A 26093-nucleotide genomic window follows, 5' to 3' on the forward strand; every position below is an offset into this window, starting at 1 on the left:
GGCATGTTTATTCATTAACAGATTGGCAAAATTGAGTCTGAAATAAATTGTTCACTCAATAATGAAAAGAGAGGAAGTAATTCTGATCTTGGAATTAATTGAGAACTAGCAAATTAACTGAATCAAGCGTTTTGGTATATGAATTAGATTGAAGCTGTACAGTGTTTAAATACACAGTACTTCAAACTGTAAGAGATTGATGAGAAATCATTGATCATGTCTTATTACTCCTTGTAGGTAATAACGACTGTTTGGGGTTGTATAGTCAAGTAATTAAGTGCATGTGGTGGATGCCTTGGCAGTCAGAGGCGATGAAAGACGTAATAGCCTGCGATAAGCTCCGGGGAGGCGGCAAATATCCTTTGATCCGGAGATTTCTGAATGGGGGAACCCACCTACTTTAAGGTAGGTATTGCAACATGAATACATAGTGTTGCAAGGCGAACGAGGGGAAGTGAAACATCTCAGTACCCTTAGGAAAAGAAATCAATTGAGATTCCCTTAGTAGCGGCGAGCGAACGGGGATCAGCCCATTAAGTTATGTGTGTTTTAGTGGAACGCTCTGGGAAGTGCGAACGTAGAGGGTGATATTCCCGTACACGAAAGGGCACACATAATGATGACGAGTAGGGCGAGGCACGTGAAACCTTGTCTGAATATGGGGGGACCATCCTCCAAGGCTAAATACTCCTGACTGACCGATAGTGAACCAGTACCGTGAGGGAAAGGCGAAAAGAACCCCTGTGAGGGGAGTGAAATAGATCCTGAAACCGCATGCATACAAGCAGTGGGAGCCGACTTGTTCGGTGACTGCGTACCTTTTGTATAATGGGTCAGCGACTTATATTCAGTAGCGAGGTTAACCGTATAGGGGAGCCGTAGAGAAATCGAGTCTTAATAGGGCGTTTAGTTGCTGGGTATAGACCCGAAACCAGGCGATCTATCCATGAGCAGGTTGAAGGTTGGGTAACACTAACTGGAGGACCGAACCCACTGTCGTTGAAAAGCCAGGGGATGACTTGTGGATAGGGGTGAAAGGCTAATCAAGCCTGGTGATAGCTGGTTCTCCCCGAAAGCTATTTAGGTAGCGCCTCGGACGAATACCATAGGGGGTAGAGCACTGTTTCGGCTAGGGGGTCATCCCGACTTACCAAACCGATGCAAACTCCGAATACCTATGAGTACTATCCGGGAGACAGACTGCGGGTGCTAACGTCCGTAGTCAAGAGGAAAACAATCCAGACCGCCAGCTAAGGCCCCAAAATCATAGTTAAGTGGGAAACGATGTGGGAAGGCATAGACAGCTAGGAGGTTGGCTTAGAAGCAGCCACCCTTTAAAGAAAGCGTAATAGCTCACTAGTCGAGTCGGCCTGCGCGGAAGATGTAACGGGGCTAAAACTATGTGCCGAAGCTGCGGATTTGACTTTTAAGTCAAGTGGTAGGGGAGCGTTCTGTAAGCCGATGAAGGTGTATTGAGAAGTATGCTGGAGGTATCAGAAGTGCGAATGCTGACGTGAGTAACGACAAAACGGGTGAAAAACCCGTTCGCCGAAAGACCAAGGGTTCCAGTCCAACGTTAATCGGGGCTGGGTGAGTCGACCCCTAAGGCGAGGCCGAAAGGCGTAGTCGATGGGAAATTGGTTAATATTCCAATACTTCTGTGTAATGCGATGAGAGGACGGAGAAGGTTAAGTCAGCCTGGCGTTGGTTGTCCAGGTGAAAGGAAGTAGGCATGCATCTTAGGCAAATCCGGGGTGCTCTATGCTGAGATCTGATAGCAAGCTGTACTTGTACAGCGAAGTGGCTGATACCATGCTTCCAGGAAAAGTCTCTAAGCTTCAGTTACACAGGAATCGTACCCTAAACCGACACAGGTGGTCAGGTCGAGTAGACCAAGGCGCTTGAGAGAACTCTGCTGAAGGAACTAGGCAAAATGGTACCGTAACTTCGGGAGAAGGTACGCTGTTGTTGGTGATGGAACTTGCTTCCTGAGCTGATGACAGCCACAGAAACCAGGCCGCTGCAACTGTTTATTAAAAACATAGCACTCTGCAAACACGAAAGTGGACGTATAGGGTGTGATGCCTGCCCGGTGCTGGAAGGTTAATTGATGGGGTTAGCGTAAGCGAAGCTCTTGATCGAAGCCCCAGTAAACGGCGGCCGTAACTATAACGGTCCTAAGGTAGCGAAATTCCTTGTCGGGTAAGTTCCGACCTGCACGAATGGCATAATGATGGCGGCGCTGTCTCCAGCAGAGGCTCAGTGAAATCGAAATCGCTGTGAAGATGCAGTGTACCCGCGGCTAGACGGAAAGACCCCGTGAACCTTTACTGCAGCTTGACATTGAACTTTGACCTTACTTGTGTAGGATAGGTGGGAGGCTTTGAAGTTGGAACGCTAGTTCCAATGGAGCCGTCCTTGAAATACCACCCTGGTAATGTTGAGGTTCTAACTCTGCCCCGTAATCCGGGGCGAGGACCATGTCTGGTGGGTAGTTTGACTGGGGCGGTCTCCTCCTAAAGAGTAACGGAGGAGTACGAAGGTGCGCTCAGCGTGGTCGGAAATCACGCGTAGAGTATAAAGGCAAAAGCGCGCTTAACTGCGAGACCCACAAGTCGAGCAGGTACGAAAGTAGGTCTTAGTGATCCGGTGGTTCTGTATGGAAGGGCCATCGCTCAACGGATAAAAGGTACTCTGGGGATAACAGGCTGATACCGCCCAAGAGTTCATATCGACGGCGGTGTTTGGCACCTCGATGTCGGCTCATCTCATCCTGGGGCTGAAGCAGGTCCCAAGGGTATGGCTGTTCGCCATTTAAAGAGGTACGCGAGCTGGGTTTAGAACGTCGTGAGACAGTTCGGTCCCTATCTACCGTGGGCGCTGGAAATTTGAGAGGATCTGCTCCTAGTACGAGAGGACCAGAGTGGACGAACCTCTGGTGTACCGGTTGTGACGCCAGTCGCATCGCCGGGTAGCTATGTTCGGAAGGGATAACCGCTGAAAGCATCTAAGCGGGAAGCCTACCTCAAGATAAGATTTCCCTAGGACTTTATGTCCTCTAAAGAGCCGTTCGAGACTAGGACGTTGATAGGTTGGATGTGGAAGCATAGTGATATGTGAAGCTGACCAATACTAATTGCTCGTGAGGCTTGACTATACAACACCCAAGCAGTTGTATATAAAGCATCAATCGATTCATTAATATGCAAAGCAACTTGATTTAGTTATACGCTTAGCTAAAATGAACAAAATAAAGTAAGATTCAATCAGCCCATCTGTAAAGATTTGGAAAACGCATCGGCAGCCAATAAGACCAATGCAAGTATCCATACCAGTTGTGCTGGCGACCATAGCAAGAGTGAACCACCTGATCCCTTCCCGAACTCAGAAGTGAAACCTCTTAGCGCTGATGGTAGTGTGGGGTTTCCCATGTGAGAGTAAGTCATCGCCAGCTCATTATTCAAAACACCCTCAACTTAACAGTTGGGGGTGTTTTTTTATGACTAAATTAAAATACACACATAAAATGTTGAGAAATATAGGGCAATAAAAATACTGATTCAAAATCAGATTTGTATACTAGCCGTGTTCTATGAATATAATAACGATGAAGTTTCTTATTTTTAGGTGTTTACGTGAAAATTAATTCCTTCTCTTCAATACCTGAAGACGATGAAGAACTCTCTCTCCCTGAATTGGTCTATTGGGCTTCTTTAGGCGATCTAGATGAAGTAGAGCAATTACTTTTAGAAGGACAAGATCCTAATCAGACAGATGATGAAGGTTACAGTGCTCTACAAGCAGCTGCCGAGAATGATCATCTAGAGGTGGTTAAACTATTAGTCGAAAAGGGAGCTCTTGTCGATTATAAGAGTGAATACACAGCACTACAGCTTGCAGAAATGGCTAGTAATATAGATATAGTGAATTACTTAAAGAGTTTATGAAACTATAAATAAAGGCCTCTTTTATTTAATTGGAGGCCTTTTGTTTTTAAGCTAAATGATATTTCTGTAGTTTTTCAACAATTGATTGAAGTCCCTTTACTTCAAATTCATTAGCTTCGAATTTTTCATCTTTATTACGTTTAAATATATCCCGAATCTCTAGTACAGCATTCGGGTCAACAATACTTAAACTTGAGGTGACTTGACGTATTTGGCTAATAGAGCGAGAGCCATTAGTTGAACCATATCCAATAAATGCAGCAGGTTTATCGCTCCATTCTTTACCAACATAGTCGAGAGCATTTTTTAAGGCTGGACTGTAACCATGATTGTATTCTGGGCTAATAAAGATAAAAGCATCTGCTTGAGCAATTTTGTTTGCCCATTCTTGTTGTTTAGGTTGATCATAAATTCCGGTGGCGGGTGGGTGAGAGCCTGAAAAAAGAGGTAAATCCCATTCTTTTAAATCGACGACTTCAGTTTGGAAATCGTTTAGACCCAATGTTGGAATTGTGGTTTCTAGCCAATTGGCAATTTTAATTGCTGTACGTCCTTCACGAACACTTCCTACGATAATATAGACCAGCATGTATGTTTCCTAAGAATTTTTATCTTTATAAGTTAATTCATTATATAGGTGGGAGAGAATATAGAATTTGTAAGGATTCTTATGTCATCAATAAAAAATTGAATAATAAAAAGCCCTCATTAAGAGGGCTTTTTATTTATATGAGCTTAATGCCCTGTTGGCCTTCGGGAGTTACCTTGAATATTTCTACTTCAAAGGTAATATTTTTCCCAGCTAACGGGTGATTAAAATCAATTTCTGTAATGTCATCATTTACCGACTTCACTACGCCGAATAAGGTTGTTTTTGCCTTATCTTCAAACTCAATCATATGGCCAGGAATAGGGCGTTGTTTAAACTTAACCGTATCGAAAGTTTGAATGTTTTCTGGATTCCATGGGCCAAATGCATCTTCTGGCGGAAGATGTACTGTACGACGGTCGCCTGCACGTAAACCAAATAATGCTTTTTCAAAACCAGGTAAAAGGTTGCCATCGCCAATAGTAAGAGTAACTGGTTCTTCACGGTTACGTGTATTATCGATTTCTACGCCATTTTCAATAGCTACTGAAAAATGTAGATCAACTTTAGAGCCGTCTGTAATACGAATTTCTTCGTTAGGTTGAATAATTTCGGTCATGTTATGCATCCGAATTTTGGTTACGTTGCTTCTCAAGGAAGAATGTATCGATGAGTAGCAAGATGGTACCTAGGGTAATGGCACTGTCCGCAATATTAAAAGCTGGAAAGTGATGATTTTGGTAATAGACATGAATAAAATCGACCACATAGCCTAAAGTAATGCGGTCAATTAAATTGCCTAATGCTCCACCTAAAATTAAAGCGATGGCTACAGGTAGCACCACCATTTTTTTAGGCATACGAAGCAACCAAAATACAAAAAGAACTGAAACTAAGCCTGCTAAAGATGTGAAGAAATAGCGCTGCCATCCTCCTGCATCAGATAAAAAGCTAAAGGCTGCACCATAGTTATGTAATAGTGTCCAGTTTAAAAATGGAAGCACAGGTACTGGATCCGCGTAGTTCAGATGTGTACTTGCAATCCATTTTGTCCATTGATCCAACACAATGGCAAGGACAGAAAGTCCAAGCCAAATTAGGTTGTGTGGATAAAACTGGAATAAGCCTTTTTTAGCTTGTGAATTAGGCATATTTTCTCACTTCGCCACGACCAGTGACGTTCACAATACAACGACCACATAAACCAGGATGATCGGCATGTGTATTTACATCTGGAAGGACATGCCAGCAACGTGCACATTTTTCACCTTCAGCTGCAGATATTTGTACACGTAAGCCTTCCATTTCAGTTGCTTCACCTTGTTCAGCAAATGGATGTACTACTACTTCTGAAGTAATAAGAACAAAACGGAGTTCATCAGCCAGTTGGTTTAAAACTGTTTGTAATGATTCATTTGCCCAAAGTTCAACTTTGGCTGAAAGATTACTGCCGACAAGTTTAGCGTTACGCGCTGCTTCAATCTGTTTATTTACTGCAGATTTTACGCTAATCAATGTTTGCCAATCTTCTTCAGAAAGCAAGTTTGCTTTTGATGAAACCGGCAAGTCGTACCATTCTGAAGTAAATACATACTTTTCAGTTTGTTCTGGAATGAGTGGCCATGCTTCTTGTGCGGTAAAGCTTAAGATTGGGCTCATCCAACGGATAAATGCTTGGACAATATGGTAAAGCGCTGTTTGTGCAGAACGACGTGCCTGAGAATCTGCTTTAGTGGTGTACTGACGATCTTTGATAATATCGAGGTAGAAACCACCTAAGTCATTAATACAGAAGCTTGTTAACGCACTACACACGACATGGAAGTTCATTTCTTCATATGCAGTGATAATCGTTTGTTGTACTTCATTTGCACGTTGCAAGATGTATTGATCAAGAGCGATGAGGTCATCTACTGCCAAAGCATCTGTGCTTGGTTTGAAACCATTTAAGTTAGCAAGCAAGAAACGTAATGTATTACGAATACGACGGTAGCTATCACTTACACGGCTAAAGATTTCTTTTGATGCCGCGATTTCATAGCGATAGTCGCTAGAAGCTACATATAAGCGTAAACCATCAGCACCAAGCTGTTTGATGATTTCTTCAAGCGGAATATAGTTGCCTAAAGATTTCGATAACTTACGACCATTTTCATCAACCGTAAAGCCATGTGTTAACAATGCTTTGTATGGTGCACGATTGTGAATAGCCATAGAAGTTAATAAAGAAGACTGGAACCAACCACGGTGCTGGTCTGAACCTTCTAAATATAAGTCAGCAGGACTTTCTAATTCTTCACGTTGTTCAAGTACAGCGTAATGCGTTGTACCAGAATCGAACCATACATCGAGGGTATCGCGAATAGCGTTATATTGTTCAGCATCTTCACCAATGAAGTCTTTCGCGTCACGTTTGAACCATGCTTCGATACCTTCTTGTTCGATAAGTTTAGCAACTTCTTCGATTAATTCAGGTGTACGCGGGTGTAATTCGTTCGTATCTTTATGAACGAAGAATGGAATTGGCACACCCCAAGTACGTTGACGTGAGATACACCAATCTGGACGTCCTTCAATCATTGATTCGATACGGTTTTTACCCCAGTTCGGTACAAACTCGATATCGTTTTCAATTGCATTAATGGCACCTTCACGTAAACCCTTTTGATCCATGCTAATAAACCATTGCGGGGTTGCACGGAAAATAATAGGGGTTTTATGACGCCAGCAGTGCGGATAACTGTGTTTGATTGGTTGATGCGCCCATAAACGGCCTACAGCACCCAAAGCTTCGATAATCTTTGGATTGGCTTTATAGATGTGCTCACCAGCATAGATAGGGGCAGTTGGTAAATAAACACCGTTACCACCGACTGGATTATCTACTGTAAGGTTATATTGAAGACCTACTTTATAGTCGTCTGCACCATGGCCAGGAGCTGTATGTACTGCACCTGTACCGCTTGTTGCGATAACGTGTTCACCTAAAATCACCGGAACTTGACGATCGGTAAGTAAAGGATGTTGTAGTGTAAGGTTTTCAAGCTTGTTACCAGTAAAGTCCGCTAGAACTACTGGATTTTCAAGTTTATAGCGTTCAATTGCTGAAGCAACAAGGTCTTTAGCAAGAATGAAGTTTTGCTTACCACGCTCAGTAGTCACTTGTACCAATTGATATTCAATTTCGGCGTGCAAAGCAACGGCTTGGTTCGCAGGCAATGTCCATGGTGTAGTGGTCCAGATCACGATATCAGTTGGATCTTGAACGTCTACATTTAAACGAGTACTTAAGTCTTTTAGATCGACAACACCAAAACCAACATCAATTGCGTCAGATTTTTTATCTTCGTATTCAACTTCAGCTTCAGCAAGCGCAGAACCACAGTCCATACACCAGTTCACTGGCTTTAAGCCCGGCTGGATATGACCATTTTTTTGAATTAAACCTAAAGCACGAACGATATCAGCTTCTTGTTTATAGTTCATGGTGAGATAAGGATTATCCCAGTCACCTAAAATACCTAGACGTTTAAAGTCATTACGCTGTAAATCAATTTGTTTTAGTGCGTATTCACGGCAAAGTTTACGAAAAGTAGCCGCGTCAACTTTTTCGCCAACTTTACCTACTTTTTCTTCAACTTTTAGTTCGATTGGCAAACCATGACAGTCCCAGCCCGGTACATAAGGCGCATCGAAACCTGACAGAGTACGGCTTTTTACAATAATATCTTTGAGTACTTTGTTGACCGCATGGCCTAAGTGAATTGTACCGTTCGCATATGGAGGGCCATCATGCAAAATATATTTTTTCTTGCCAATACGCGATGCACGAATCTGCTGATAAATGTTGTCGGTATACCACTCTTCTAACCATTTCACTTCACGTACTGCCAAATTTGCTTTCATTGCAAATTGAGTATCCGGCAGGTTTAGCGTGGCTTTGTAGTCCACTGCATTCTCAGGAGTTTGCTTATCGCTCATGCAAGTTTTCATCCAGTTTAATCAGCTTGGGAGCCGACATGTTTTACAATCAAAATTCGAATTAAAAAGGAAATTGTGTCGTGTCGTTACGATATTGTCGTAACTGATGCACGTCATTATCAATTCCTGCCTTAAGTGCTTCAAGCGAAGGGTAGTTCAATTCACCATGAAGATAGTGAAGAAAAGTCACCCGCATAAATAAGCCATACAGATTAGCAGAAACATCAGGGAAATGTACTTCTAATCTCCACTCTGGATGTTCTTGCTGAATGGCTGGACGTGTACCGACATGACCCGCGCCATATAGGCTGTTTTCATGATATCCGGCAATTCCCGGTTTTTCAGGTGCGTCCTGAAGTACTTTTTGAGTTAACGACATTGTTTCGCAAATGACTTCAACCCCATAAATGCCATTTAAACAAGGCTTATGGCGGTTGAGGCGAACGTTAATGGTTGGGAAATCGAGAGTTCGTCCAATCTGGTCGCCATATTGAACACGTCCAGTAATACTGTATGGACGGCCTAATAATTTAGCGGCTAAGGCAAGATTTCCTGCCTGAAGTACCTGACGAATACGAGTTGAACTTACACGTTCACCTTCGAGTTCAATGGTATGTAAGTTGGTGACCCCAAATCCGTAATCTTTTAAAAATTCGCTATTGCCTTGACGGTCTTTGCCGAAATGGAAATCATCACCTAAAACCAAAGCTTGTGCGTTTAATTTGTCTTTTAATAAATCGGCAAATTCAGTAGCACTCATGCTACGAAAGTGTTGATCAAATTTAGCAACCGCAATGTAATCTACCCCAAGTTCGGCTAGATATTCGACTTTTTCCCGTAATGAATTAATACGAGGAGGAGCATCGTAGCCTTGAAAGAACTCAAGAGGTTGTGGCTCAAAAATCATGACCAATGTTTTTAAGCCTTGTGCTGCAGCAATTTTTTTGAGTTGAGCAATCATCGCTTGGTGACCTAAATGGACACCATCAAAATTACCAATAGTTACCGCTGTTGGTGGTAACTGAAAATTGGGCGATAACGCATTAAGACGAAGCAGTTTCATGAACTTAAAATATGGCTATTTTTGCAAGGGCTATATATTGCCATAATCTCACAGATTCGTCTTGTTGTTGTGTTTTTACTCAGTTATTTTTCAATATGAATATTCTTTATATTTAAAATATTGATGAATTAAATAAAAATAAATCAATTTTTCTTATTAATTATTTACTCTACTATATTTTCATCCACTCTTTGATTAGAGAATTAAGATGAAAAAACCCTTTTACCAATTAAATCAAAGCAAAGATGTTATACGACATTTTACCCCAAATTGGTTTACAGCGACTATGGGTACTGGTGTGGTAAGTATGATTTTAATTCAGCTTCCTTTTGCTCAATCATTTTTATTCATGCTAGCAACCTTGTTATGGCAATTTAATATTGTCCTATTTAGTGTTTTTTCAGGTCTCTATTTATTACGGTGGTTGCTTTTCCCTCATGAAGCGAAGCAAATATTTAAGCATCCAAATATGAGCTTGTTTTTAGGTGCTATTCCGATGGGGTTAGCTACTATACTAAATGGTTTCTTAAGCTTTGGTATTGGGCTTTACGGTGAAGTGGCAATCCATATTGCCCAAGCTTTATGGTACATCGATGTCTTTTTAGCTCTAGCAATTGCGTGGATTGTGCCGTTTTGCATGTTTAGCCGTCAGAACCATCAACTACACACCATGACTGCAATCTGGCTTTTACCTGTAGTTGCATGTGAGGTGGCTGCAAGCTCTGCGGGGATGTTAGTAGCTCATTTACCAGCAGATCTGCATAGCTTTCATTTATTACTGGCTGGTTATGTGCTTTGGGGAATCTCTGTTTTACCGGCATTCGCTATTTTGACAATTTTAATGTTGCGTATGGCTTTGCATCAATTACCTGAAAAAGAAGTCGCGATTTCTAGCTGGCTCTCTTTAGGCCCAATTGGTACAGGTGCTTTAGGATTATTGTTGCTAGGGCAACAGGCACAAAGAGTGGCGCCAAATGTAGGATTTGACCAATTCGCGAATGTCTTTCAAGCTTTAGGAATCGTGGGCAGTCTGGTGCTTTTAGGTTTCGGGTTATGGTGGCTTGGTCTAGCAATCTTAACAACGCTTCGTCATGCAAAGACAGGTATTCCATTCAACTTAGGTTGGTGGGGGTTAACCTTTCCATTAGGCGTATTTATTTTGGCGCTATTTAATTTAGGACATCAGGTTGAAATTGTATTTTTACAATACGTTGCTGTGGCATTGAGTATTCTATTATTGACGATGTGGGGCGTTGTAATGAAGAAAACGCTAGCAGGAGCATATAGTGGTCAACTGTTCTTCTCTCCATGCTTAATCGCCTTACAACAAAAAATGCAGTGATCATGAAAAGGTGCAAAAAGCTTTTGCACCTGATTTATACTTATTTTCTAATTTTATTTAATTTTGATTTGAGCTTTTTGAATGAACACTGATATTGCTTTAATTATGGCACTTCCTAATGAATCTAAAGGTTTATTTGAACAGGCAGGTGTTGAAGTCCATTACAGTGGTATTGGCAAGATTAATGCTGCTTTTAAAGCATTTGAGGTTATTCAAAAAACAGGGTGTAAAACTTTAATTAATTTGGGTACAGCAGGAAGCTCTGCGTTTAATCGACATGATTTGGTCGAGGTGAAGACTTTTGTACAACGTGATATGGATGTTTCACCGTTAGGGTTTGAAGTAGGTGTAACGCCGTTAGATGATCACTTGCCAGCTGAAATTCACCTTCAACCACATTTTGCTGATTTGCCAAAGGGGATTTGTGGTACTGGCGATTCATTTGAAACAGGCCAGCCAAAGGTAGCTTGCGATGTGGTGGATATGGAAGGTTATGCTTTAGCCAAAGTCTGCCATAAGTTAGGAGTTCGCTTGATTTCGGTGAAGTATATTACTGATGGAGCAGATGACACTGCACATCTGGATTGGGAAGAAAATTTATTATTAGGTGCCCAAAAACTTTTAGCCCTTTATCAAAATCATTTCTAAAAAAAGATCGGCAATTTTGCCGATCTTTTTTTTGTTTTAACGAGGCAATACGCCGTAGAGCATCAGGTGTACTGTGTGCTCAATTGAGCGTTGGAACATGCTTCGGTTACGAAGAGTTTTTCCAGTCACCATTTCCATTTGGGTTGCAAAATCTGCATAGTTTTGCGTAAGGCCCCAAATGTTTAAAATTAATAATTCTGGATCGATATCTGGTGAAATCTTTCCTTCTTCTTGCCAAGTCTGAATGACTTTAGCTTTACGCTTAAATAGTTTTTTTAATGGTCCTTTGAGAATAGGTAAAATATGCGGAGCGCCTTGAATTATTTCTAATGCAAACAATCTAGATGCTTTCGGTTGGCTACGAGACAGTTCGATTTTTTGTATTAAATAGTGAGATAGGGCTTCGGCTGGTTCTAATTCAGATTCTAATGTTTGTAAGGGGGCCAACCATTTTTGTAAAACAGTTGTGAGCACTTCTACATATAAAGACTCTTTATTTTCGTAGTAATAGAAAATATTCGACTTATGCATGTCGGCGAGTTGGGCAATTTCATCCAGACTTGCGCCAGTGAACCCATAGACCGAAAATACGTCAAGGGCGGCAGCAAGAAGCTGATTGCGCTTTTGGGTACTCTTTTTTTGTTCCATCTGCTGCATAATTAAAAAAATAATATTCCCATTGTAAGGGAAATTGTTTGATTTGTGCACAGGTGTCTTGCTTTTTTAATCAAAAAACGGCTAGTTATTTGCGTAATAGATATACTATTGTGCAAAAAATAAAGAATTTAACTAGTTTATTGTTATTCTTAAAAATATTTTTAAAATTTCGCCCTAAAAAAGAGCAATAAAACAGCAGCTTTATTGCTCGTAAATTGGGCATTTTTCGGTTGAACGGTTCTCATTACTCATTGCAAACCTAAGTTGCCAAAACAGCATCGAGTACTTGTTGCTCAAGTTGGGCAAAACTAATGCTCTTTTTGCGTGGGCGTGGCAAATTAACTTGGAAACTTTGAGCAATCTGACCTTTATCTAATAAGATAATACGATCAGCCAATTGCACTGCTTCACTTACGTCATGTGTCACTAAAATGGCGGTAAAGCCTTGTTCTTTCCACAAGCGCTCAATCAAGCTTTGCATTTCAAGACGGGTGAGGGCATCTAATGCACCCAAAGGTTCATCTAACAACAAAATGCGTGGCGTATGCGATAGTGCGCGTGCTAAAGCTGTACGTTGTCGCTGGCCGCCAGAGAGCTGTGAAGGCCATTGTCCCGATTTTTCTTTTAAACCAACTTTTTCTAGTAACTCTTCAGCTAAAGCATGTTGGGTTTTTGGTAGTCCAAGTTGAACATTTTGAAGAATATTTCTCCAAGGAAGTAAACGAGGATCTTGGAACATAACTCGAATATCATCATTGGTAATGCCTTCACGCAAATGGCGAGCAGACTTAAATTTAATTTCTCCAAAACTGGCTTTTTCAAGTTGGGCAATTAAACGTAGTAAGGTGCTTTTACCACAGCCACTTCGACCAACAATTGCTAAAAATTCACCAGGTTGGATGTGTAAGTCAAGATCTTCAAGAACCTTAACCTCACCATAAAATTTATACAGCTGCTCAATCAGAATCTCTGCGCCTAACGTAGGCTCTTGTGATTCTGTTGGCTCTTCAGGAATGAGCTGCACGTCATTCTGATTAATATTTAAATTCAGATTTGTCATGTTTTAAGCTCCCTTATTTCTGATATCCAGAGTGCCAACGTAGTAAATAGCGCTCTAAAATCTGTGCTAAGACATCTGCCAGTTTGCCTAGTAAGGCGTAAAGAAGAATACCGACCAGTACCACATCTGTTTGTAAAAACTCACGTGCATTCATGGTCATATAACCAATACCAGCTTGAGCAGAAATGGTTTCGGCAACAATTAGCAAGACCCAAACTAAACCTAAAGCAAAACGTAAACCGACTAGAATAGAAGGCATCGCACCTGGAAGAATAATTTCTTTGTAAAGTTGCCAGCGAGAAAGTCCGTAGCTTTTACCCATCTCAATCAATTGAGGGTCAACTGATCGAATCCCGTGATAGGTATTGATATAAATTGGGAAAAAAACACCTACTGCGACTAAAAATAATTTTGCTGTTTCATCAATACCGAACCACAAAATTACAAGTGGAATAAGTGCTAATGCTGGGATGTTACGAATCATTTGCAAGGTCGTATCGAGTAGGGTAGAGGCAAACCGCGAAGAGCCATTCAGTAAACCCAATAGCAAACCTAAACCGCCCCCAATTAAAAGGCCAAGCAAAGCGCGACCTGCACTAACCTTAACGTGATGCCATAATTCTCCGCTAACGAGTAAGTGCCAAAAAGCGGAAATGACAGCAGTGGGTGCCGGCAAAATACGGCTTTCTAAAAGACCAGAACTCGATGCAATTTGCCAGACAATCAATAGGATGATCGGGAAAATCCAAGGCAGCAAATGCTGCCCGATTTGTTTTGTTCCACGTGAAACAATACTTTCATCTTTACTCATGCAGGCTCCTTGACGGAACTATTTTGCTTCTTCTCGTCGGGAACATAGTTGTTGGCAATAATTTCACCGAATGGACCAGTTAGATTTGGCTGAGCAAGCTTGGCACGGGTTTCGATTGGTAGTAGTGGAAATACTAACTCTGCAAAACGGATTGATTCTTCAAGATGTGGATAGCCTGAGAAAATAAAGGTATCAATACCTAAGTCAGCATATTCCTGAATACGGGCAGCGACTGTTTCAGGGTCACCTACAAGTGCTGTACCCGCACCGCCACGGACTAAGCCAATACCTGCCCAGAGATTTGGAGATACTTCAAGCTTGTCGCGGTTACCGCCGTGGAGAGCTGCCATACGTTGTTGACCGACAGAATCCATTTGTGCAAATTTTTTCTGTGCGGCAGCAATGGTCGCATCATCAAGATATTGGATAAGTTCGTTAGCTGCTGCCCATGCTTGTTCATTGGTTTCGCGAACAATGACATGCAAGCGAATGCCATAAGTTAATTTACGGCCTTTAGCCTCAGCTTTGGCACGAACATGTTCGATCTTTTGTTTGACTGCTGCTGGTGGCTCACCCCACGTGAGGTACGTATCGACTTGCTCAGCGGCCAAGTCGACAGCGACGTCTGAAGAACCGCCAAACCAAAGTGGTGGATAAGGCTTTTGAACAGGTGGATAAAGCAGTTTTGCATCATCAACTTGTAAACGCTCGCCGTGGAATGTAAATGCTTCACCCGTATGTGAGCGCGTCAAAATCTCACGCCAGATTTTCACATATTCGTTGGCTGTTTGATAACGTGTTGAATGATCTTCATATAATCCATCACCACGTAGCTCGACTTCATCGCCACCAGTGACTAAGTTGAGTAACACGCGACCATTCGACAAACGGTCGAATGTTGCAGCCATACGTGCTGCTAAAGCTGGTGTAGTTACACCCGGACGTAACGCGACTAAAAACTTAAGGTGTTGTGTTGCATCAATCAGGCTAGCCGCTACAATCCATGGGTCTTCACATGAACGACCTGTTGGAATAAGTACGCCTTCATAACCCAAATTATCTACCGCCACTGCAATTTGCTTCATATAGGCATGGTCAACCTGACGAGCGCCTTTACTTGTACCTAAATAGCGACTATCACCGTGGGTAGGAATAAACCAGAAAATTTTCATGTGCATTACCTATATGTCTATTGAAATTACTTGGCAATCCAAACAGCTTGTTTGATGCTGATTGGTTTTGGAATGATGCCTTGTTGGGTAAAAATGTCTGCGAGCTGCTGTTGCTCAGCAATAACTTTGCTGTTGAGTGGCGCTGCCGATGATGGACGTGGACGACGTTTAATGAATAAGTCACTGGTCGCAGGCTTAAGGCCTGTACTTTGGCCAATGGCACTTGCCGTTTCTGCTTGATGGCTTTGAACCCATTTGTCGGCTTGATTGATTTGTTTGATGAGTCCAGAAACCGCTTTAGGATGTTGTTTAACAAAATCTGGAGCGGCTAAGTAAAATGTATAGTTCGGACTTAAGCCTTTACCTGATGCAAGAACACGGGCTTGGTCTTCTAGTTGTGCTGAAGCGAAGTAAGGATCCCAAATTGCCCATGCATCAACGGCACCTTTTTGGAATGCAGCGCGAGCATCGGCAGGAGTAAGCCAAATTGGAGTAATGTCGCTCCAGTTTAGGCCTGCTTTACGTACGGCTTGTACAAGTAAATAGTGTGAACTGGAACCTTTTTGCAGCGCAATACGTTTGCTTTTAAGGTCTTTAAGCTGTTTCAGTTGTGAGTTTTTAGGAACTAAAATTGCCGATGCCAGCGGTTTAGCCGCTTCATAAGCAATGTAATATAAAGGCTTGCCAGCTGCTTGTGCGTAGACTGGTGGGGTATCTCCAGTGACTCCAACATCAAGTGAACCGACAGCTAAAGCTTCTAAAATTTGTGGGCCAGCAGGGAACTCATTCCAAGTAACTTTGGCATTTGGAAATTCTTGTTCAAATAATTTTTGCTGTTTGGCAATCGCAAAATTAATAGAGCTTTTTTGAAAACCAATACGAAGTTCTTTCACAGTTGGATCAATTGCCCAAGCTGGCGCTGCAATTGTTAAACCTAGTACAGTGACTGCGCTAATTCGTTTAGCTAACTGGACCCACTGACTTTTATTGAAAAATGACTGATGTTGCATATTGATATCCTTGTTCCCCTTGAGGTCAGGCACAGCATTTATATGATTATTTAAGCTGTGCCCAAGCTGGGTTTATTTCAGTTTTAAAATGGCGTCTTGAATGGTAAGTTTGTTTGGAATGAGCTTTTGCGCATAAAAGGCATCAGCTACTTGTTGTTGTTCTTGTGCCACCTTGTCTGATATTGGCTGAACTCCAAAACCCATACGTGAAATGGAGGTTTTGAGTACATCAAACTCAAGTGCTGTAGGTTTTTCGAGTAGCTTGGCAGCTTCATCTTGATGTGTGCTGACCCATTCAGTTGTCTGATTAAGTGTCTGTACAACTGTGTTGAGAACTTTCGGATTATTTTCTGCAAACTTACGGTCAGCTAAATAGAACTGATGATTGCTTACCAAATTTTCACCTGTTGCTAAAACTCGTGCCTGAATTTGATGTTCAGCCGCTGCAAAGAACGGGTCCCAAATCACCCATGCATCTACCGCACCTTTTTCAAAGGCAGCACGTGCGTCTGATGGCGGTAAATAAACAGGTTGAATATCACTTAAGCTTAAGTTGTTGGCTTCTAGAACTTTCAATAACAGGTAATGAACATTCGAGCCTTTATTAAGAGCAACACGTTTGCCTTTTAAATCTTTAATAGAGTGGATTGGAGAGTCTTTTTGTACCAATAATGCTTCGGCTTTTGGTGCAGCAGGCTGGTTTGCAACATAGACCAAATTTGGATTGGCAGCTTGAGCAAAAATAGGTGGTGCTTCACCTGCTTCCCCGAGTGAAACACTCCCTACATTTAAGCCTTCAAGCAATTGAGGACCAGCAGGAAACTCAACCCATTTTACTTGTACACCTTGATCTTTTAGTACTTTTTCTAGGTCACCACGGGCCTTTAAAATAGGAAGGATGCCATATTTTTGATAGCCAATATTTAAAGTTGTGGTGGCTTGTTCCTCTTTTTTGGCACAACCACTTAGCATCATCACTCCTGCTAGGCTGGCCGCGATGACTGAATATTTTGCCCATGAAGTGGTGTTGAAAAGTGCCATGAGGTTTCGTGCTCCCCGAAAGAGAAAAGAAAAAATAATTGGGTGAGCAGATACCCTAAAGGGATTTTTATTTCAGAAAAAATAAGTATTCGGTCTTTATTTATGCAAAAAAAAGCTAAACACAATAGGCTATAAACTTATGCAAAAAAATGATTTATCTAAAAGAAATATGTTTAATGAATTGTGATTAAGTTGATGTAAATAAAATAAAAAATATTAAAACATTAAAAATAGAGATTTAAAAAAAGTACAACCATAAATTAATAGCATTTATGGTTGTACTTTTTTAACTAAGCTTATCTGAAATAAGAATATCTTAAAAAGAGCAAAGGCTAAGGGAGCAGCTTTTTAAACACTAAAGAATTCCTTTGGTAGTTATAGAGCGCTTGACGAGCATTGGGCAACTCATCAACACTGACTTGATGGAAACCATGTTCTAAAAACCAGTGAGCGGTACGCGTTGTTAAAACGAATAATTGATGAATACCTTGTTCTTTGGCTTTTTCTTCAAGGAATTGCAGAATTTGGCTACCACGGTTTGATTTACGATAACTTGGATGCACGGCAACACAGGCAATTTCTGCAGAACGAGTTTCGTTAAACTCAGTCGGAATTGGATAAAGTGCAGCACACGCTAGAATCATACCGTCGCGTTCAATGACAGCAAACTGGCTGATTTCTTGCTCCAGACGTTCACGTGAACGATAAACCAAGATGCCTTCTTCTTCTAAAGGGCGTAATAAATTCATTAAACCACCCACATCTTGGATATGGGCTGTACGAACTTCTTCATAATGTGCATCGGTAATCATGGTCCCTATACCATCTCGAGTAAATAACTCTTGAAGAAGGGCGCCATCATAGGCGTATGAAATGAGATGTACGCGATGTACGCCAGATAAAGACGCTTTTTTGGCTTGTTGCAAATGTAAAGTGAGTGTCGGACTAATAGTTTGGTATTGTTGAATATAGTAGTCGAGTTGATGTGGGCTTAACTCACGTAATATTTGTTCACCCTCATTAAGAAGCCCTTGTTGTTCCCCAAGAAAAATGAGTTTATCTGCTTTTAAATAAGTTGCAGTTTTGGTCGCAACCTCTTCTGCTCTTAAGTTAAATACTTCGCCTGTAGTGGAATAACCTGTTGGTCCCAGTAGCACAATATTATGATTATCGAGGTGTCGATCAATCGCATCGGTATCAATAGAGCGAACTTCACCTGTGAGCTGGAAATCCATTCCATCACGAATGCCATAAGGTTTAGCAGTCACAAAATTACCCGATATCACATCTATTCGAGCGCCGTACATTGGAGAGTTCGCTAAGCCCATAGAAAGCAATGCTTCAATTTCTAGGCGAATGGAACCTACGGCACTCATGACACAGCCTAAAGATTCACGTGTAGTAATGCGGCAGTTGTCATAAAAAGGGGTTTCAATTCCTTTTTCTTTAAGATTTTGATTAATTTGCGGACGTGCGCCGTGCACGAGAATTAAACGGATACCAAGAGAGTGTAATAAAGCAATATCGTGAATGATATGTTCGAAATTAGGATGACGGACTGCTTCACCACCAAACATCAATACGAATGTTTTATCGCGGTGAGCATTAATGTAGGGCGCTGAGTGTCGAAACCAGTGTACATAATGCTGGGTGTTATTATGCGACTTTTCTAAAGACTTGCTTGGCATACCGATCTCGAATCAACAGCAAAAAGATATAGAGATGATTCTAAACAAAAAAGATTAAAGCCGCATGTTTTAGATAAAAAAACACCCAAATCAGAGTTTGGGTGTTTAAAGAATTTTAGAATTAGTGAACAACTCTAATGATTTTGTGGCTTTGTTCATTTACCAGCACATAATTTCCGTTCACTTTGTACCATTTCTGGTAGCGACCCGGTTTAGTTAATTTCTGATGTTGACGATAGTCAATTACGTAACGTGAGTGTTGATATTCACGGGGTACAACCTGACCTGCTCGCCATACATTGCGATGGTCATCTTTTTTAATTACTTTAACGGTTTTTACTTCATGGTTTTGGTAATTGCCATGGTGATTATGATCGTTAGGTGCTGCCATTGCTGTTGTTGCAACTAAACCACTGAGTGAAAGAACAATTGCTGTTGTTAGTTTTTTCATTGTAAACCTCGAATGATGAATTAAATTTCAATAACTAAAGATTAGTGAACAATTACAGATAAATCGTGGAGGCTACGAAGAATAAATGTGAAAACTAACGATGAAATAAGAAGAAATTAAGAAAATACGAAGTGTAAGACTATAAAAAATCTTTTTATTTTTAAAATATATAAGTAATAAAAAAAGGATAAAACCCAGAGGCTTTATCCTTTTTTTATTCAGCGATAGCGAGGATCTATCGTTTTAAAAACCACGGATGCTAACAATACTATTAGAATCAGTGTCGACTAAAATATAGTCATTATTGATTTTATACCATTGTTGACTGCGGCCTGGTTTCGGCAAGTTACTGTCTTTATAGTCGACTTTGTAGCCATTACCACGATAGTGCTGTGGCATGACATAGCCCGGCTGCCAGCGATGCTGTTTAAGCCGTTCAAAGCCACGTTCCTCGCGCATACGGCGTTCGTCACGGACACGATCTTCATCATGATCACGTCCAAATCCTGGCCCACGATCGTTCCATTCGCCGCGTGGTCCTCCACCTTTAGGACCTTTGTGGCCATGGCCTCGGTCAAAAGGAGGATCAGCAAAGCTCGCTATACTTGTAGTGAGCACGGCTATGGAAAGGGTTAAGATTGTGAACAACTTTTTCATGATGCATCCTCGTTTACATCTGATGTCTCTCATGTTGAATACTCTACGCGCAAAATGCAGAGAAACTGTGAAGATCATTTAATGGTTCAATTAAAATTACGGATAGATCAAGAGTTTTTATCAATAATAAAAAAGGCTTGTATATATCTTTTCAGGTATAGGCAAGCCAGATTTGATGATCGGCTGTAATTTTCTTTAGCTTTTCATCTTTAACATTTTAATCCTGTGCATCGATACTTTGACCATTGAGCGCCAAGCTATCTTCACCCATCAAATAGAGATAAGCGGGTAAGATTGACTCTGGTGTAGGTAGTGTTTTCGGATCTTCTTGTGGGTAGGCTTTAGCACGCATTGCGGTACGTGTCGCGCCTGGATTAATGCAGTTAAAGCGGATATTTGGATAAGTATTCTCCGCTGCAAAAATTTTGCTGACCGCTTCAATTGCAATTTTTGAAACAGAATATGCACCCCATAAGGCACGTGCTTCGCGACCTACGCCAGAGCTGGTAAATACGACAGAGGCATTTTCTGATTTTTGCAAAAGTGGTAATAATGCTTGAGTTAAAGCAAAAGGCGCGCGCAAGTTAACCGCCATGACATCATCCCAAGTTTCGGTTGGATAATGTGCTAGTTCTACGCGCTCACCTAAAATACCCGCATTATGCAAAATACCGTCTAGGCGTCCAAACTGCTTTTCGAGCGTATCGACTAAAAAGTCATAATCACGGTCAGAAGCGCTCGAAAGCTGTAATGGTAAAATTGCTGGTTGCGGTGCACCTAGACTTTCAATTTCATCATAAATAACTTCAAGTTTATTTAAGGTTCTACCATGCAGTACAACGGTTGCGCCATGTAGAGCATAAGTCAGAGCTGCAGCTCGCCCAATTCCATCGCCAGCACCAGTAATTAAAATAATTCGATCTTTGAGTAGATCCGGACGAGGTTGGTATTCTGAATATTTCATTGGTAAACCTCCTTCTTTTTATATTGATAAAACGAATAACTGTTAAAAAAGCCTATAAAACTCTTATGTTAACTTATCATACGCTGATTTTCCTGTAGAGCAGGAAGCTTTTGACGTAACATATCGTGTAATTCTGTCACCGTATTTACAATCGAATCGGCCTGCCATGCAGCGAGATCATCACGATGTTCGATTGGTAAATAGCCATATGCAGCCAAAATAGTATACATATTGGCATATCGACCAGCATCAATATCACGTGGGTGGTCGCCCACATAAATAATTTCATTTGCTGGGATATTTAACTGTTTAGCCGCCAAATACATTGGTTCTGGATCTGGCTTGGTTTTACTGACATCTTCAGGACACACCAAAACCGCACAGCGTTCGGTCAGATTTAACTTTTCTAAAAGAGATTCACTTAATCCGCGTGGTTTATTGGTCACAATACCCCACGGAATTTGCTGAGCCTCTAACTCTTCTAAAAGTGGATACATGCCTTCAAACAGGTCTGTATCAACCACAATATTATTGCCGTAAATATCTAAAAAGTTTTGACGATGTGCCAAGAAAATTGGATTGGCCACATCCAGCTCTGGATAGACCAATTTAACCATCGCACGTGCACCTTCAGAAACCTGAGTGCGAATGAGGTCGGCATCAACAACCGGACGTCTTTCATCACGGCACATTTGCTGAATAATACGAATGAAGTCGGCAGCCGTATCGATAAGAGTACCGTCTAAATCAAATAAAACAGCTTTCATCATGCACCTGTATTGATCGTGTGAACCATATAATTAACGTCGACATTTGGCGCTAACCAGTAATGCTTGGTCAGTGGGTTGTAGTGCAGTCCAGTCATTTCTTTTAAAGTAAGGCCTGCATTACGAATGTCATGTGCCATTTCAGATGGGCGAATAAATTTATGATAGTCATGTGTACCTTTTGGCAACATGCGTAGTACGTATTCTGCACCAATAATGGCAAATAAATAAGATTTTGGGTTACGGTTAATGGTTGAAAAGAACACATGACCACCCGGTTTAACCAAAGCCTGACAAGCTCTTACAATAGATGCAGGATCTGGAACGTGTTCCATCATTTCCATGCACGTCACCACATCGTATTGACCAGCTTGTTCTTGTGCTAATTCTTCTACAGGAATTTGGCGATATTCAATATTTTGAACATTGTCTTGTTGAGCATGTAAACGGCCTACAGCTAGCGGTGCTTCACCCATATCAATACCGAGTACATCTGCTCCACGACGTGCCATGCTCTCGGCCAAAATGCCGCCACCACAGCCGACATCAAGTACTTTTTTTCCAGCAAGACCACCTACACGCTCATCAATCCAGTTTAAACGTAGTGGATTAATTTGATGAAGTGGGCGAAATTCAGAATGTTGATCCCACCATTTGGCAGCAAGTGCTTCAAACTTTGCGATTTCTTGTAAATCAACATTCAATTGCGACATGGTGCTACCTCTAAACTTGAGTTATCTTTTTGGATGTAGTTCGCCGTTAGTGTAGCGATTATTGGGAAAAAAGCGATAAACCCAATAAAAAACTTCACAGAAGCAAAACGAATTTAGCATATTTGTTTTATATTTAGGGCATAAGCTAATGCATAACAACTTAGAGGAAAAGCTGTAGCAATGAAAAAATTGGTTTTGGGTGGTTTGAGTGCAGCAATTATGGCCGTATCGGGTAGTGTAATGGCAGCAGATTTTGTTGCTGGTAAAGACTACACCGTGATTGCCAATCCAGGCAAAGTGGAAGTTCCGGGGAAAATCGAAGTTCGAGAGTTCTTTTGGTATGGTTGTCCACACTGTTTTAAACTTGAACCACATATGCAAACGTGGTTAAAACAGATTCCTAAAGATGTGCGTTTTGTACGTACACCGGCTGCAATGAATAAAATGTGGGAACAAGGGGCGCGTACATATTATACATCTGAGGCATTAGGTGTACGTAAGCGCACGCATTTACCATTATTCCATGCGATTCAGGTAAACGGTCAACAAATTTTTGATCAGGCTTCTGCTGCGAAGTTCTTTACTCGTTACGGTGTTCCTGAGCAGAAATTTAATAGCACTTACAACTCATTTGCTGTGACTGCAAAAGTTGCCGAGTCAAATAAACTTGCTCAACAGTACCAATTAACCGGCGTACCTGCGGTTGTAGTTAATGGTAAATATGTTGTGCAGGGTGAAGATGGTAAAGTCACTCAAGTTCTTAATTATTTAATTGAGAAAGAACGTAAAGCAAAATAAGTTGTTTAGGCTTTACTTCAAAAATGGGCTTCATCTGAAGCCCATTTTTATTCAATTAAAATTTATATCGATGTTCAAATTTTTGTTAATTATCACGAAATATTTCAATTAATTTTTTGGGTTTTCATCTTCAATTTGAAAATTTAAAACATCAAAATTAGCAGTTTGTGTAGGTAGGGATAAAGCCTGATTAATATATAAATTAATTAATTTCTGGCGAGAACCAATGGAACGCTGGTAATACGTAGAATTTAAAAGCAATGATGCGCCATAAGTCAGTGACCAGATGTAAGACAAATAATCACGAATCGACATATCATAATTTAATGATTTTAAATAATTTTCCGTAATATCTTTAATAGCCAAAATACGCTGTTGGCGGATTTCATAAAGCTCTTCGAAAAGATGCTTCAACTTAGACTCTGTCATCGTCAGATTTTCTTCAAGTTGATGCAATAGAATCGTTTTTCCAGGCGTAAGCAAATGATGAAGCATGTAATGAGGAGCGTATTCTTTGAAATCTGTATTATATTTTTTAGAAATTTCTAAAATTTGCTTTTCATTTTGAATAATTAACTCAAGTAGAAGCTCATTTTTGCTTCTAAAGTGCTTGTAAAGTGTGCCTTTAGCAATATCCAGCTCGGCCACTAACTCATCTAGAGTAATTTCCTGATTGTTTTCTAGTAACAATTTTTCTGCCACGCTCAGAATTTTTTCTTTGCGCATCAAAAACTGTGTATGACGATCAAGATTCATAGGTATTCCCACACCAGTTTGGCCTAACTAATAGTTTACTTCCTGTAAAAAGAAAAAGACTTTTCTCGAAATTTTTAGCCTTTTTCTTTCTCTCTTTACGTATTACCACATAACCTGTTTTTTGTCATTTGCCGCTTTTACCGTTCCCAGTTTGCAATCCCTCTAAAGAGTAAGCGAACTTGTGTAGAGGCATTTTCGATAAAGGCAGTTTGTTGCTGTTTGAGCTGCTCGTCTTGATATTGTTTAGATAGGTTGAGCCACGTCATTGCCCACGTAAATGACATGTTGGTCAAAATAGTAGACAAGACATTTAAGTCTTGAGGTTGTTGAATATGTTTGAAATTTTCGAGTTTGGTGAGATCTGTAGTCAAATCTTCAATCAGAAATTCGATTTCTCGTGCAATTGCTGCACGAACTGTTTCTGAACCTCCCCAACGTTCGGAAATCATAAATTGCCACTGCTTAGGGCTATGATTTACCGCCTGAACAAATAGCTCAATGCTGGTCTGAGTTTTAGTAGATTTATGTTGTAAATAACTTTGACCCAATTGATGTAAAACACTTTTTAAGTGTAGTGCGACTTGATCAACCAGTTCTTTACCAAGTTCATCCATGTCTTGAAAATGACGATAGAACGCTGTCGGCACCAAACCAACTTCACGTGCAACTTCACGCAAACTGATACTACTGAACGAACGCCCAGACGTGCTCAGATGCAAGGCTGCATCGAGGAGTGCCTGACGACTTTGCTGTTTTCGTTCATCCCGTATCGACATTAAAAGAACCTATTTAAACCGTGAGCCAGAGTCTAACAAAAAAGAGCAAACTTTCATAAAAAAAATAGTGAACAAGTGTTGACTGAGTGAACAGTTATAAATATAGTGTACATATGTTCACTATACGAACATGTGTTCACTCAAATAAATAGCCAGATACAAAAGAGGAACGTATGAACGCAACACTTAGTTATCAGCCACATTTGGTTCGAGAAGATTTCGTTGATTTTGTTTTGCAGAAAATTAACGTGACTTGGGCTTGGAAACGCGTACTTGCAGAAGTTACCGCAGTTCAGTCTCTACATACCGATATGGTGCTTATCAAGCTAAAACCGAATCGTAATTTTAAATTCGATCAGGTATGTGCTGGACAAAGTATTTTATTGACCCTACTTATAGATGGGGTTTACCACCAGCGTAGTTATTCAATTATTGAAGTAACGAATGAAGGTGAAATCTCTTTAGGTATTAAAGTACAGGGCTTAGTGTCTAGTGCAGCTCAACTATTACATGTTGGAGAGTGCATTGAGATTTCACAGCCACAAGGTGATTTTACTTTGCACCAAGGCAAGCAACCTGCGATTTTAATTGCGTCAGGTAGTGGCATTACTGCAATTTATTCACTTTTGCAGCAAGCTTTGAAACAGCAGCTCGAACAGATTCATGTCATTTACTTTAATCGTGCAGAAATTTTTCATGCTGAATTAAAAGCTTTGGCAGAAAAGCATCCAGAGCTTCAATATCATTTTTTTAATACCGCTGAGCAAAAGCAGCATTTAGATGCGAAATTGTTGACGAAACTGGTCCCGAACTTTAAAGACCTACAAATGTATGCATGTGGTCATCACGGCATGATGCGTCAGGCACAAGATATTTATAAGCAACATGATGTGTTGGAAAACTTCCATCAAGAGTTTTTCATGCCTGTTCAAATCGAACAGTTTAATGAAGCACAACCAATCATATTCCGTCGTTCGCAACAAAACTTTCTTGCCACGACAACGTTATTAAGCAGTGCAGAGCAAGCTGGTTTACGTCCACAGCATGGTTGTCGTATGGGTGTATGCAACCAATGTACGTGTACCAAAGTCAGTGGTGTCACCCAGAATATATTAACAGGTGAAATTGACGATCAACCAAATCGTGCAATTAAGTTATGCGTGAACCAAGCCCTTAGCCCAGTCACGATTGATCTATAAAAA

24 protein-coding genes and 2 rRNA genes are annotated in these 26093 nt (G+C 40.8%); 7 read left to right on the forward strand and 19 right to left on the reverse strand.

The window, feature by feature from the left end:
* The first annotated feature begins 263 nt into the window (after positions 1-263).
* The 3 genes from ACPF64_RS04335 to ACPF64_RS04345 all read left to right on the forward strand — a co-directional run bounded on the left by ACPF64_RS04335 (position 264) and on the right by ACPF64_RS04345 (position 3947).
* A 23S ribosomal RNA gene (locus ACPF64_RS04335) occupies positions 264-3157 on the forward strand.
* Between the two features lie 182 nt (positions 3158-3339).
* A 5S ribosomal RNA gene (gene rrf / locus ACPF64_RS04340) occupies positions 3340-3454 on the forward strand.
* A gap of 181 nt (positions 3455-3635) precedes the next feature.
* Positions 3636-3947, forward strand: a complete 312-nt coding sequence (locus ACPF64_RS04345; RefSeq protein ID WP_198078012.1) for an ankyrin repeat domain-containing protein — start codon at positions 3636-3638, stop codon at positions 3945-3947.
* A 46-nt stretch (positions 3948-3993) separates the two neighbouring features.
* Here the strand turns inward: ACPF64_RS04345 and ACPF64_RS04350 are convergent, their stop codons facing one another.
* The 5 genes from ACPF64_RS04350 to ribF all read right to left on the reverse strand — a co-directional run bounded on the left by ACPF64_RS04350 (position 3994) and on the right by ribF (position 9580).
* Complete coding sequence (locus ACPF64_RS04350) at positions 3994-4536, reverse strand: NAD(P)H-dependent oxidoreductase (RefSeq protein ID WP_347739405.1); 543 nt, start codon at positions 4534-4536, stop codon at positions 3994-3996.
* 136 nt (positions 4537-4672) lie between these two features.
* Positions 4673-5155: an FKBP-type peptidyl-prolyl cis-trans isomerase gene (locus tag ACPF64_RS04355; RefSeq protein ID WP_426455659.1), complete on the reverse strand. Its 483-nt coding sequence runs from the start codon at positions 5153-5155 to the stop codon at positions 4673-4675.
* Between the two features lies 1 nt (position 5156).
* A complete protein-coding gene (gene lspA / locus ACPF64_RS04360; protein WP_005037701.1) occupies positions 5157-5687 on the reverse strand; it encodes a signal peptidase II in 531 nt (176 codons plus the stop codon).
* Positions 5680-8517: an isoleucine--tRNA ligase gene (ileS, locus tag ACPF64_RS04365; RefSeq protein WP_426455660.1), complete on the reverse strand. Its 2838-nt coding sequence runs from the start codon at positions 8515-8517 to the stop codon at positions 5680-5682. The genes lspA and ileS overlap by 8 nt, the downstream gene beginning before the upstream one ends.
* Positions 8518-8578: 61 nt before the next feature.
* Complete coding sequence (gene ribF / locus ACPF64_RS04370; protein WP_056484194.1) at positions 8579-9580, reverse strand: bifunctional riboflavin kinase/FAD synthetase; 1002 nt, start codon at positions 9578-9580, stop codon at positions 8579-8581.
* Positions 9581-9788: 208 nt separating this feature from the next.
* Here ribF and ACPF64_RS04375 point away from each other — a divergent pair, with 208 nt between their 5' ends.
* Together ACPF64_RS04375 and ACPF64_RS04380 are read left to right on the forward strand one after the other, a co-directional pair.
* Positions 9789-10922, forward strand: coding sequence for a TDT family transporter (locus ACPF64_RS04375; protein ID WP_426455661.1), 1134 nt, complete (start codon positions 9789-9791; stop codon positions 10920-10922).
* Between the two features lie 81 nt (positions 10923-11003).
* On the forward strand, positions 11004-11570 hold the full coding sequence (locus ACPF64_RS04380) for a hypothetical protein (RefSeq protein WP_004640319.1): 567 nt from the start codon (positions 11004-11006) through the stop codon (positions 11568-11570).
* A gap of 36 nt (positions 11571-11606) precedes the next feature.
* Here the strand turns inward: ACPF64_RS04380 and ACPF64_RS04385 are convergent, their stop codons facing one another.
* The 12 genes from ACPF64_RS04385 to ubiG form a co-directional block, all read right to left on the reverse strand.
* Positions 11607-12227, reverse strand: coding sequence for a TetR family transcriptional regulator C-terminal domain-containing protein (locus ACPF64_RS04385; RefSeq protein ID WP_003655809.1), 621 nt, complete (start codon positions 12225-12227; stop codon positions 11607-11609).
* Positions 12228-12486: 259 nt separating this feature from the next.
* Entirely contained in the window at positions 12487-13287 is an 801-nt protein-coding gene (locus ACPF64_RS04390) for an ATP-binding cassette domain-containing protein (RefSeq protein WP_133747859.1), read from the reverse strand.
* A 13-nt stretch (positions 13288-13300) separates the two neighbouring features.
* A complete protein-coding gene (gene ssuC / locus ACPF64_RS04395; protein WP_003655804.1) occupies positions 13301-14098 on the reverse strand; it encodes an aliphatic sulfonate ABC transporter permease SsuC in 798 nt (265 codons plus the stop codon).
* Entirely contained in the window at positions 14095-15270 is a 1176-nt protein-coding gene (ssuD, locus tag ACPF64_RS04400) for an FMNH2-dependent alkanesulfonate monooxygenase (protein ID WP_426455662.1), read from the reverse strand. Before ssuD ends, ssuC begins: the two co-directional genes overlap by 4 nt.
* Before the next feature lie 26 nt (positions 15271-15296).
* Positions 15297-16280 (reverse strand): sulfonate ABC transporter substrate-binding protein, encoded by a 984-nt coding sequence (locus tag ACPF64_RS04405; RefSeq protein ID WP_426455663.1) that lies wholly within the window; start codon positions 16278-16280, stop codon positions 15297-15299.
* 72 nt (positions 16281-16352) lie between these two features.
* Entirely contained in the window at positions 16353-17321 is a 969-nt protein-coding gene (locus ACPF64_RS04410) for a sulfonate ABC transporter substrate-binding protein (RefSeq protein WP_017389269.1), read from the reverse strand.
* A gap of 332 nt (positions 17322-17653) precedes the next feature.
* A complete protein-coding gene (gene argA, locus ACPF64_RS04415; RefSeq protein WP_426455664.1) occupies positions 17654-19009 on the reverse strand; it encodes an amino-acid N-acetyltransferase in 1356 nt (451 codons plus the stop codon).
* Positions 19010-19130: 121 nt separating this feature from the next.
* Complete coding sequence (locus tag ACPF64_RS04420; RefSeq protein WP_004640333.1) at positions 19131-19460, reverse strand: RcnB family protein; 330 nt, start codon at positions 19458-19460, stop codon at positions 19131-19133.
* 243 nt (positions 19461-19703) lie between these two features.
* Positions 19704-20117: an RcnB family protein gene (locus ACPF64_RS04425; RefSeq protein WP_426455665.1), complete on the reverse strand. Its 414-nt coding sequence runs from the start codon at positions 20115-20117 to the stop codon at positions 19704-19706.
* A gap of 217 nt (positions 20118-20334) precedes the next feature.
* Positions 20335-21081 carry a YciK family oxidoreductase gene (locus ACPF64_RS04430; RefSeq protein WP_005049267.1) on the reverse strand — a complete coding sequence of 249 codons (747 nt, stop codon included), beginning with the start codon at positions 21079-21081 and terminating at the stop codon, positions 20335-20337.
* A gap of 68 nt (positions 21082-21149) precedes the next feature.
* Positions 21150-21851, reverse strand: a complete 702-nt coding sequence (locus ACPF64_RS04435; RefSeq protein ID WP_426455666.1) for an HAD family hydrolase — start codon at positions 21849-21851, stop codon at positions 21150-21152.
* A complete protein-coding gene (gene ubiG / locus ACPF64_RS04440) occupies positions 21848-22561 on the reverse strand; it encodes a bifunctional 2-polyprenyl-6-hydroxyphenol methylase/3-demethylubiquinol 3-O-methyltransferase UbiG (protein WP_003655787.1) in 714 nt (237 codons plus the stop codon). Before ubiG ends, ACPF64_RS04435 begins: the two co-directional genes overlap by 4 nt.
* A 180-nt stretch (positions 22562-22741) precedes the next feature.
* On the opposite strand from ubiG, the gene ACPF64_RS04445 reads away from it, so the two are divergent.
* The gene (locus ACPF64_RS04445; protein WP_080026060.1) at positions 22742-23359 is read left to right on the forward strand and encodes a thiol:disulfide interchange protein DsbA/DsbL; all 618 of its coding nucleotides are present in this window, start codon (positions 22742-22744) and stop codon (positions 23357-23359) included.
* Between the two features lie 108 nt (positions 23360-23467).
* Here the strand turns inward: ACPF64_RS04445 and ACPF64_RS04450 are convergent, their stop codons facing one another.
* Both ACPF64_RS04450 and ACPF64_RS04455 read right to left on the reverse strand, forming a co-directional pair.
* The gene (locus ACPF64_RS04450) at positions 23468-24115 is read right to left on the reverse strand and encodes a TetR/AcrR family transcriptional regulator (RefSeq protein WP_004640346.1); all 648 of its coding nucleotides are present in this window, start codon (positions 24113-24115) and stop codon (positions 23468-23470) included.
* A 137-nt stretch (positions 24116-24252) separates the two neighbouring features.
* Positions 24253-24891, reverse strand: coding sequence for a TetR family transcriptional regulator (locus ACPF64_RS04455; protein ID WP_003655781.1), 639 nt, complete (start codon positions 24889-24891; stop codon positions 24253-24255).
* A gap of 173 nt (positions 24892-25064) precedes the next feature.
* On the opposite strand from ACPF64_RS04455, the gene ACPF64_RS04460 reads away from it, so the two are divergent.
* Complete coding sequence (locus tag ACPF64_RS04460; RefSeq protein WP_426455667.1) at positions 25065-26090, forward strand: ferredoxin reductase; 1026 nt, start codon at positions 25065-25067, stop codon at positions 26088-26090.
* Positions 26091-26093: the final 3 nt, after the last annotated feature.

This window comes from Acinetobacter sp. KB005, from assembly GCF_049949095.1.
In the GTDB taxonomy this organism is placed as follows: domain Bacteria; phylum Pseudomonadota; class Gammaproteobacteria; order Pseudomonadales; family Moraxellaceae; genus Acinetobacter; species Acinetobacter calcoaceticus.

Coding starts and splice junctions, on each gene's coding strand:
- ACPF64_RS04350 (WP_347739405.1), bottom strand. CDS start 4,536: ATGCTGGTCTATATTATCGTAGGAAGTGTTCGTGAAGGACGTACAGCA.
- ACPF64_RS04355 (WP_426455659.1), bottom strand. CDS start 5,155: ATGACCGAAATTATTCAACCTAACGAAGAAATTCGTATTACAGACGGC.
- lspA (WP_005037701.1), bottom strand. CDS start 5,687: ATGCCTAATTCACAAGCTAAAAAAGGCTTATTCCAGTTTTATCCACAC.
- ileS (WP_426455660.1), bottom strand. CDS start 8,517: ATGAGCGATAAGCAAACTCCTGAGAATGCAGTGGACTACAAAGCCACG.
- ribF (WP_056484194.1), bottom strand. CDS start 9,580: ATGAAACTGCTTCGTCTTAATGCGTTATCGCCCAATTTTCAGTTACCA.
- ACPF64_RS04375 (WP_426455661.1), top strand. CDS start 9,789: ATGAAAAAACCCTTTTACCAATTAAATCAAAGCAAAGATGTTATACGA.
- ACPF64_RS04380 (WP_004640319.1), top strand. CDS start 11,004: ATGAACACTGATATTGCTTTAATTATGGCACTTCCTAATGAATCTAAA.
- ACPF64_RS04385 (WP_003655809.1), bottom strand. CDS start 12,227: ATGCAGCAGATGGAACAAAAAAAGAGTACCCAAAAGCGCAATCAGCTT.
- ACPF64_RS04390 (WP_133747859.1), bottom strand. CDS start 13,287: ATGACAAATCTGAATTTAAATATTAATCAGAATGACGTGCAGCTCATT.
- ssuC (WP_003655804.1), bottom strand. CDS start 14,098: ATGAGTAAAGATGAAAGTATTGTTTCACGTGGAACAAAACAAATCGGG.
- ssuD (WP_426455662.1), bottom strand. CDS start 15,270: ATGAAAATTTTCTGGTTTATTCCTACCCACGGTGATAGTCGCTATTTA.
- ACPF64_RS04405 (WP_426455663.1), bottom strand. CDS start 16,280: ATGCAACATCAGTCATTTTTCAATAAAAGTCAGTGGGTCCAGTTAGCT.
- ACPF64_RS04410 (WP_017389269.1), bottom strand. CDS start 17,321: ATGGCACTTTTCAACACCACTTCATGGGCAAAATATTCAGTCATCGCG.
- argA (WP_426455664.1), bottom strand. CDS start 19,009: ATGCCAAGCAAGTCTTTAGAAAAGTCGCATAATAACACCCAGCATTAT.
- ACPF64_RS04420 (WP_004640333.1), bottom strand. CDS start 19,460: ATGAAAAAACTAACAACAGCAATTGTTCTTTCACTCAGTGGTTTAGTT.
- ACPF64_RS04425 (WP_426455665.1), bottom strand. CDS start 20,117: ATGAAAAAGTTGTTCACAATCTTAACCCTTTCCATAGCCGTGCTCACT.
- ACPF64_RS04430 (WP_005049267.1), bottom strand. CDS start 21,081: ATGAAATATTCAGAATACCAACCTCGTCCGGATCTACTCAAAGATCGA.
- ACPF64_RS04435 (WP_426455666.1), bottom strand. CDS start 21,851: ATGATGAAAGCTGTTTTATTTGATTTAGACGGTACTCTTATCGATACG.
- ubiG (WP_003655787.1), bottom strand. CDS start 22,561: ATGTCGCAATTGAATGTTGATTTACAAGAAATCGCAAAGTTTGAAGCA.
- ACPF64_RS04445 (WP_080026060.1), top strand. CDS start 22,742: ATGAAAAAATTGGTTTTGGGTGGTTTGAGTGCAGCAATTATGGCCGTA.
- ACPF64_RS04450 (WP_004640346.1), bottom strand. CDS start 24,115: ATGAATCTTGATCGTCATACACAGTTTTTGATGCGCAAAGAAAAAATT.
- ACPF64_RS04455 (WP_003655781.1), bottom strand. CDS start 24,891: ATGTCGATACGGGATGAACGAAAACAGCAAAGTCGTCAGGCACTCCTC.
- ACPF64_RS04460 (WP_426455667.1), top strand. CDS start 25,065: ATGAACGCAACACTTAGTTATCAGCCACATTTGGTTCGAGAAGATTTC.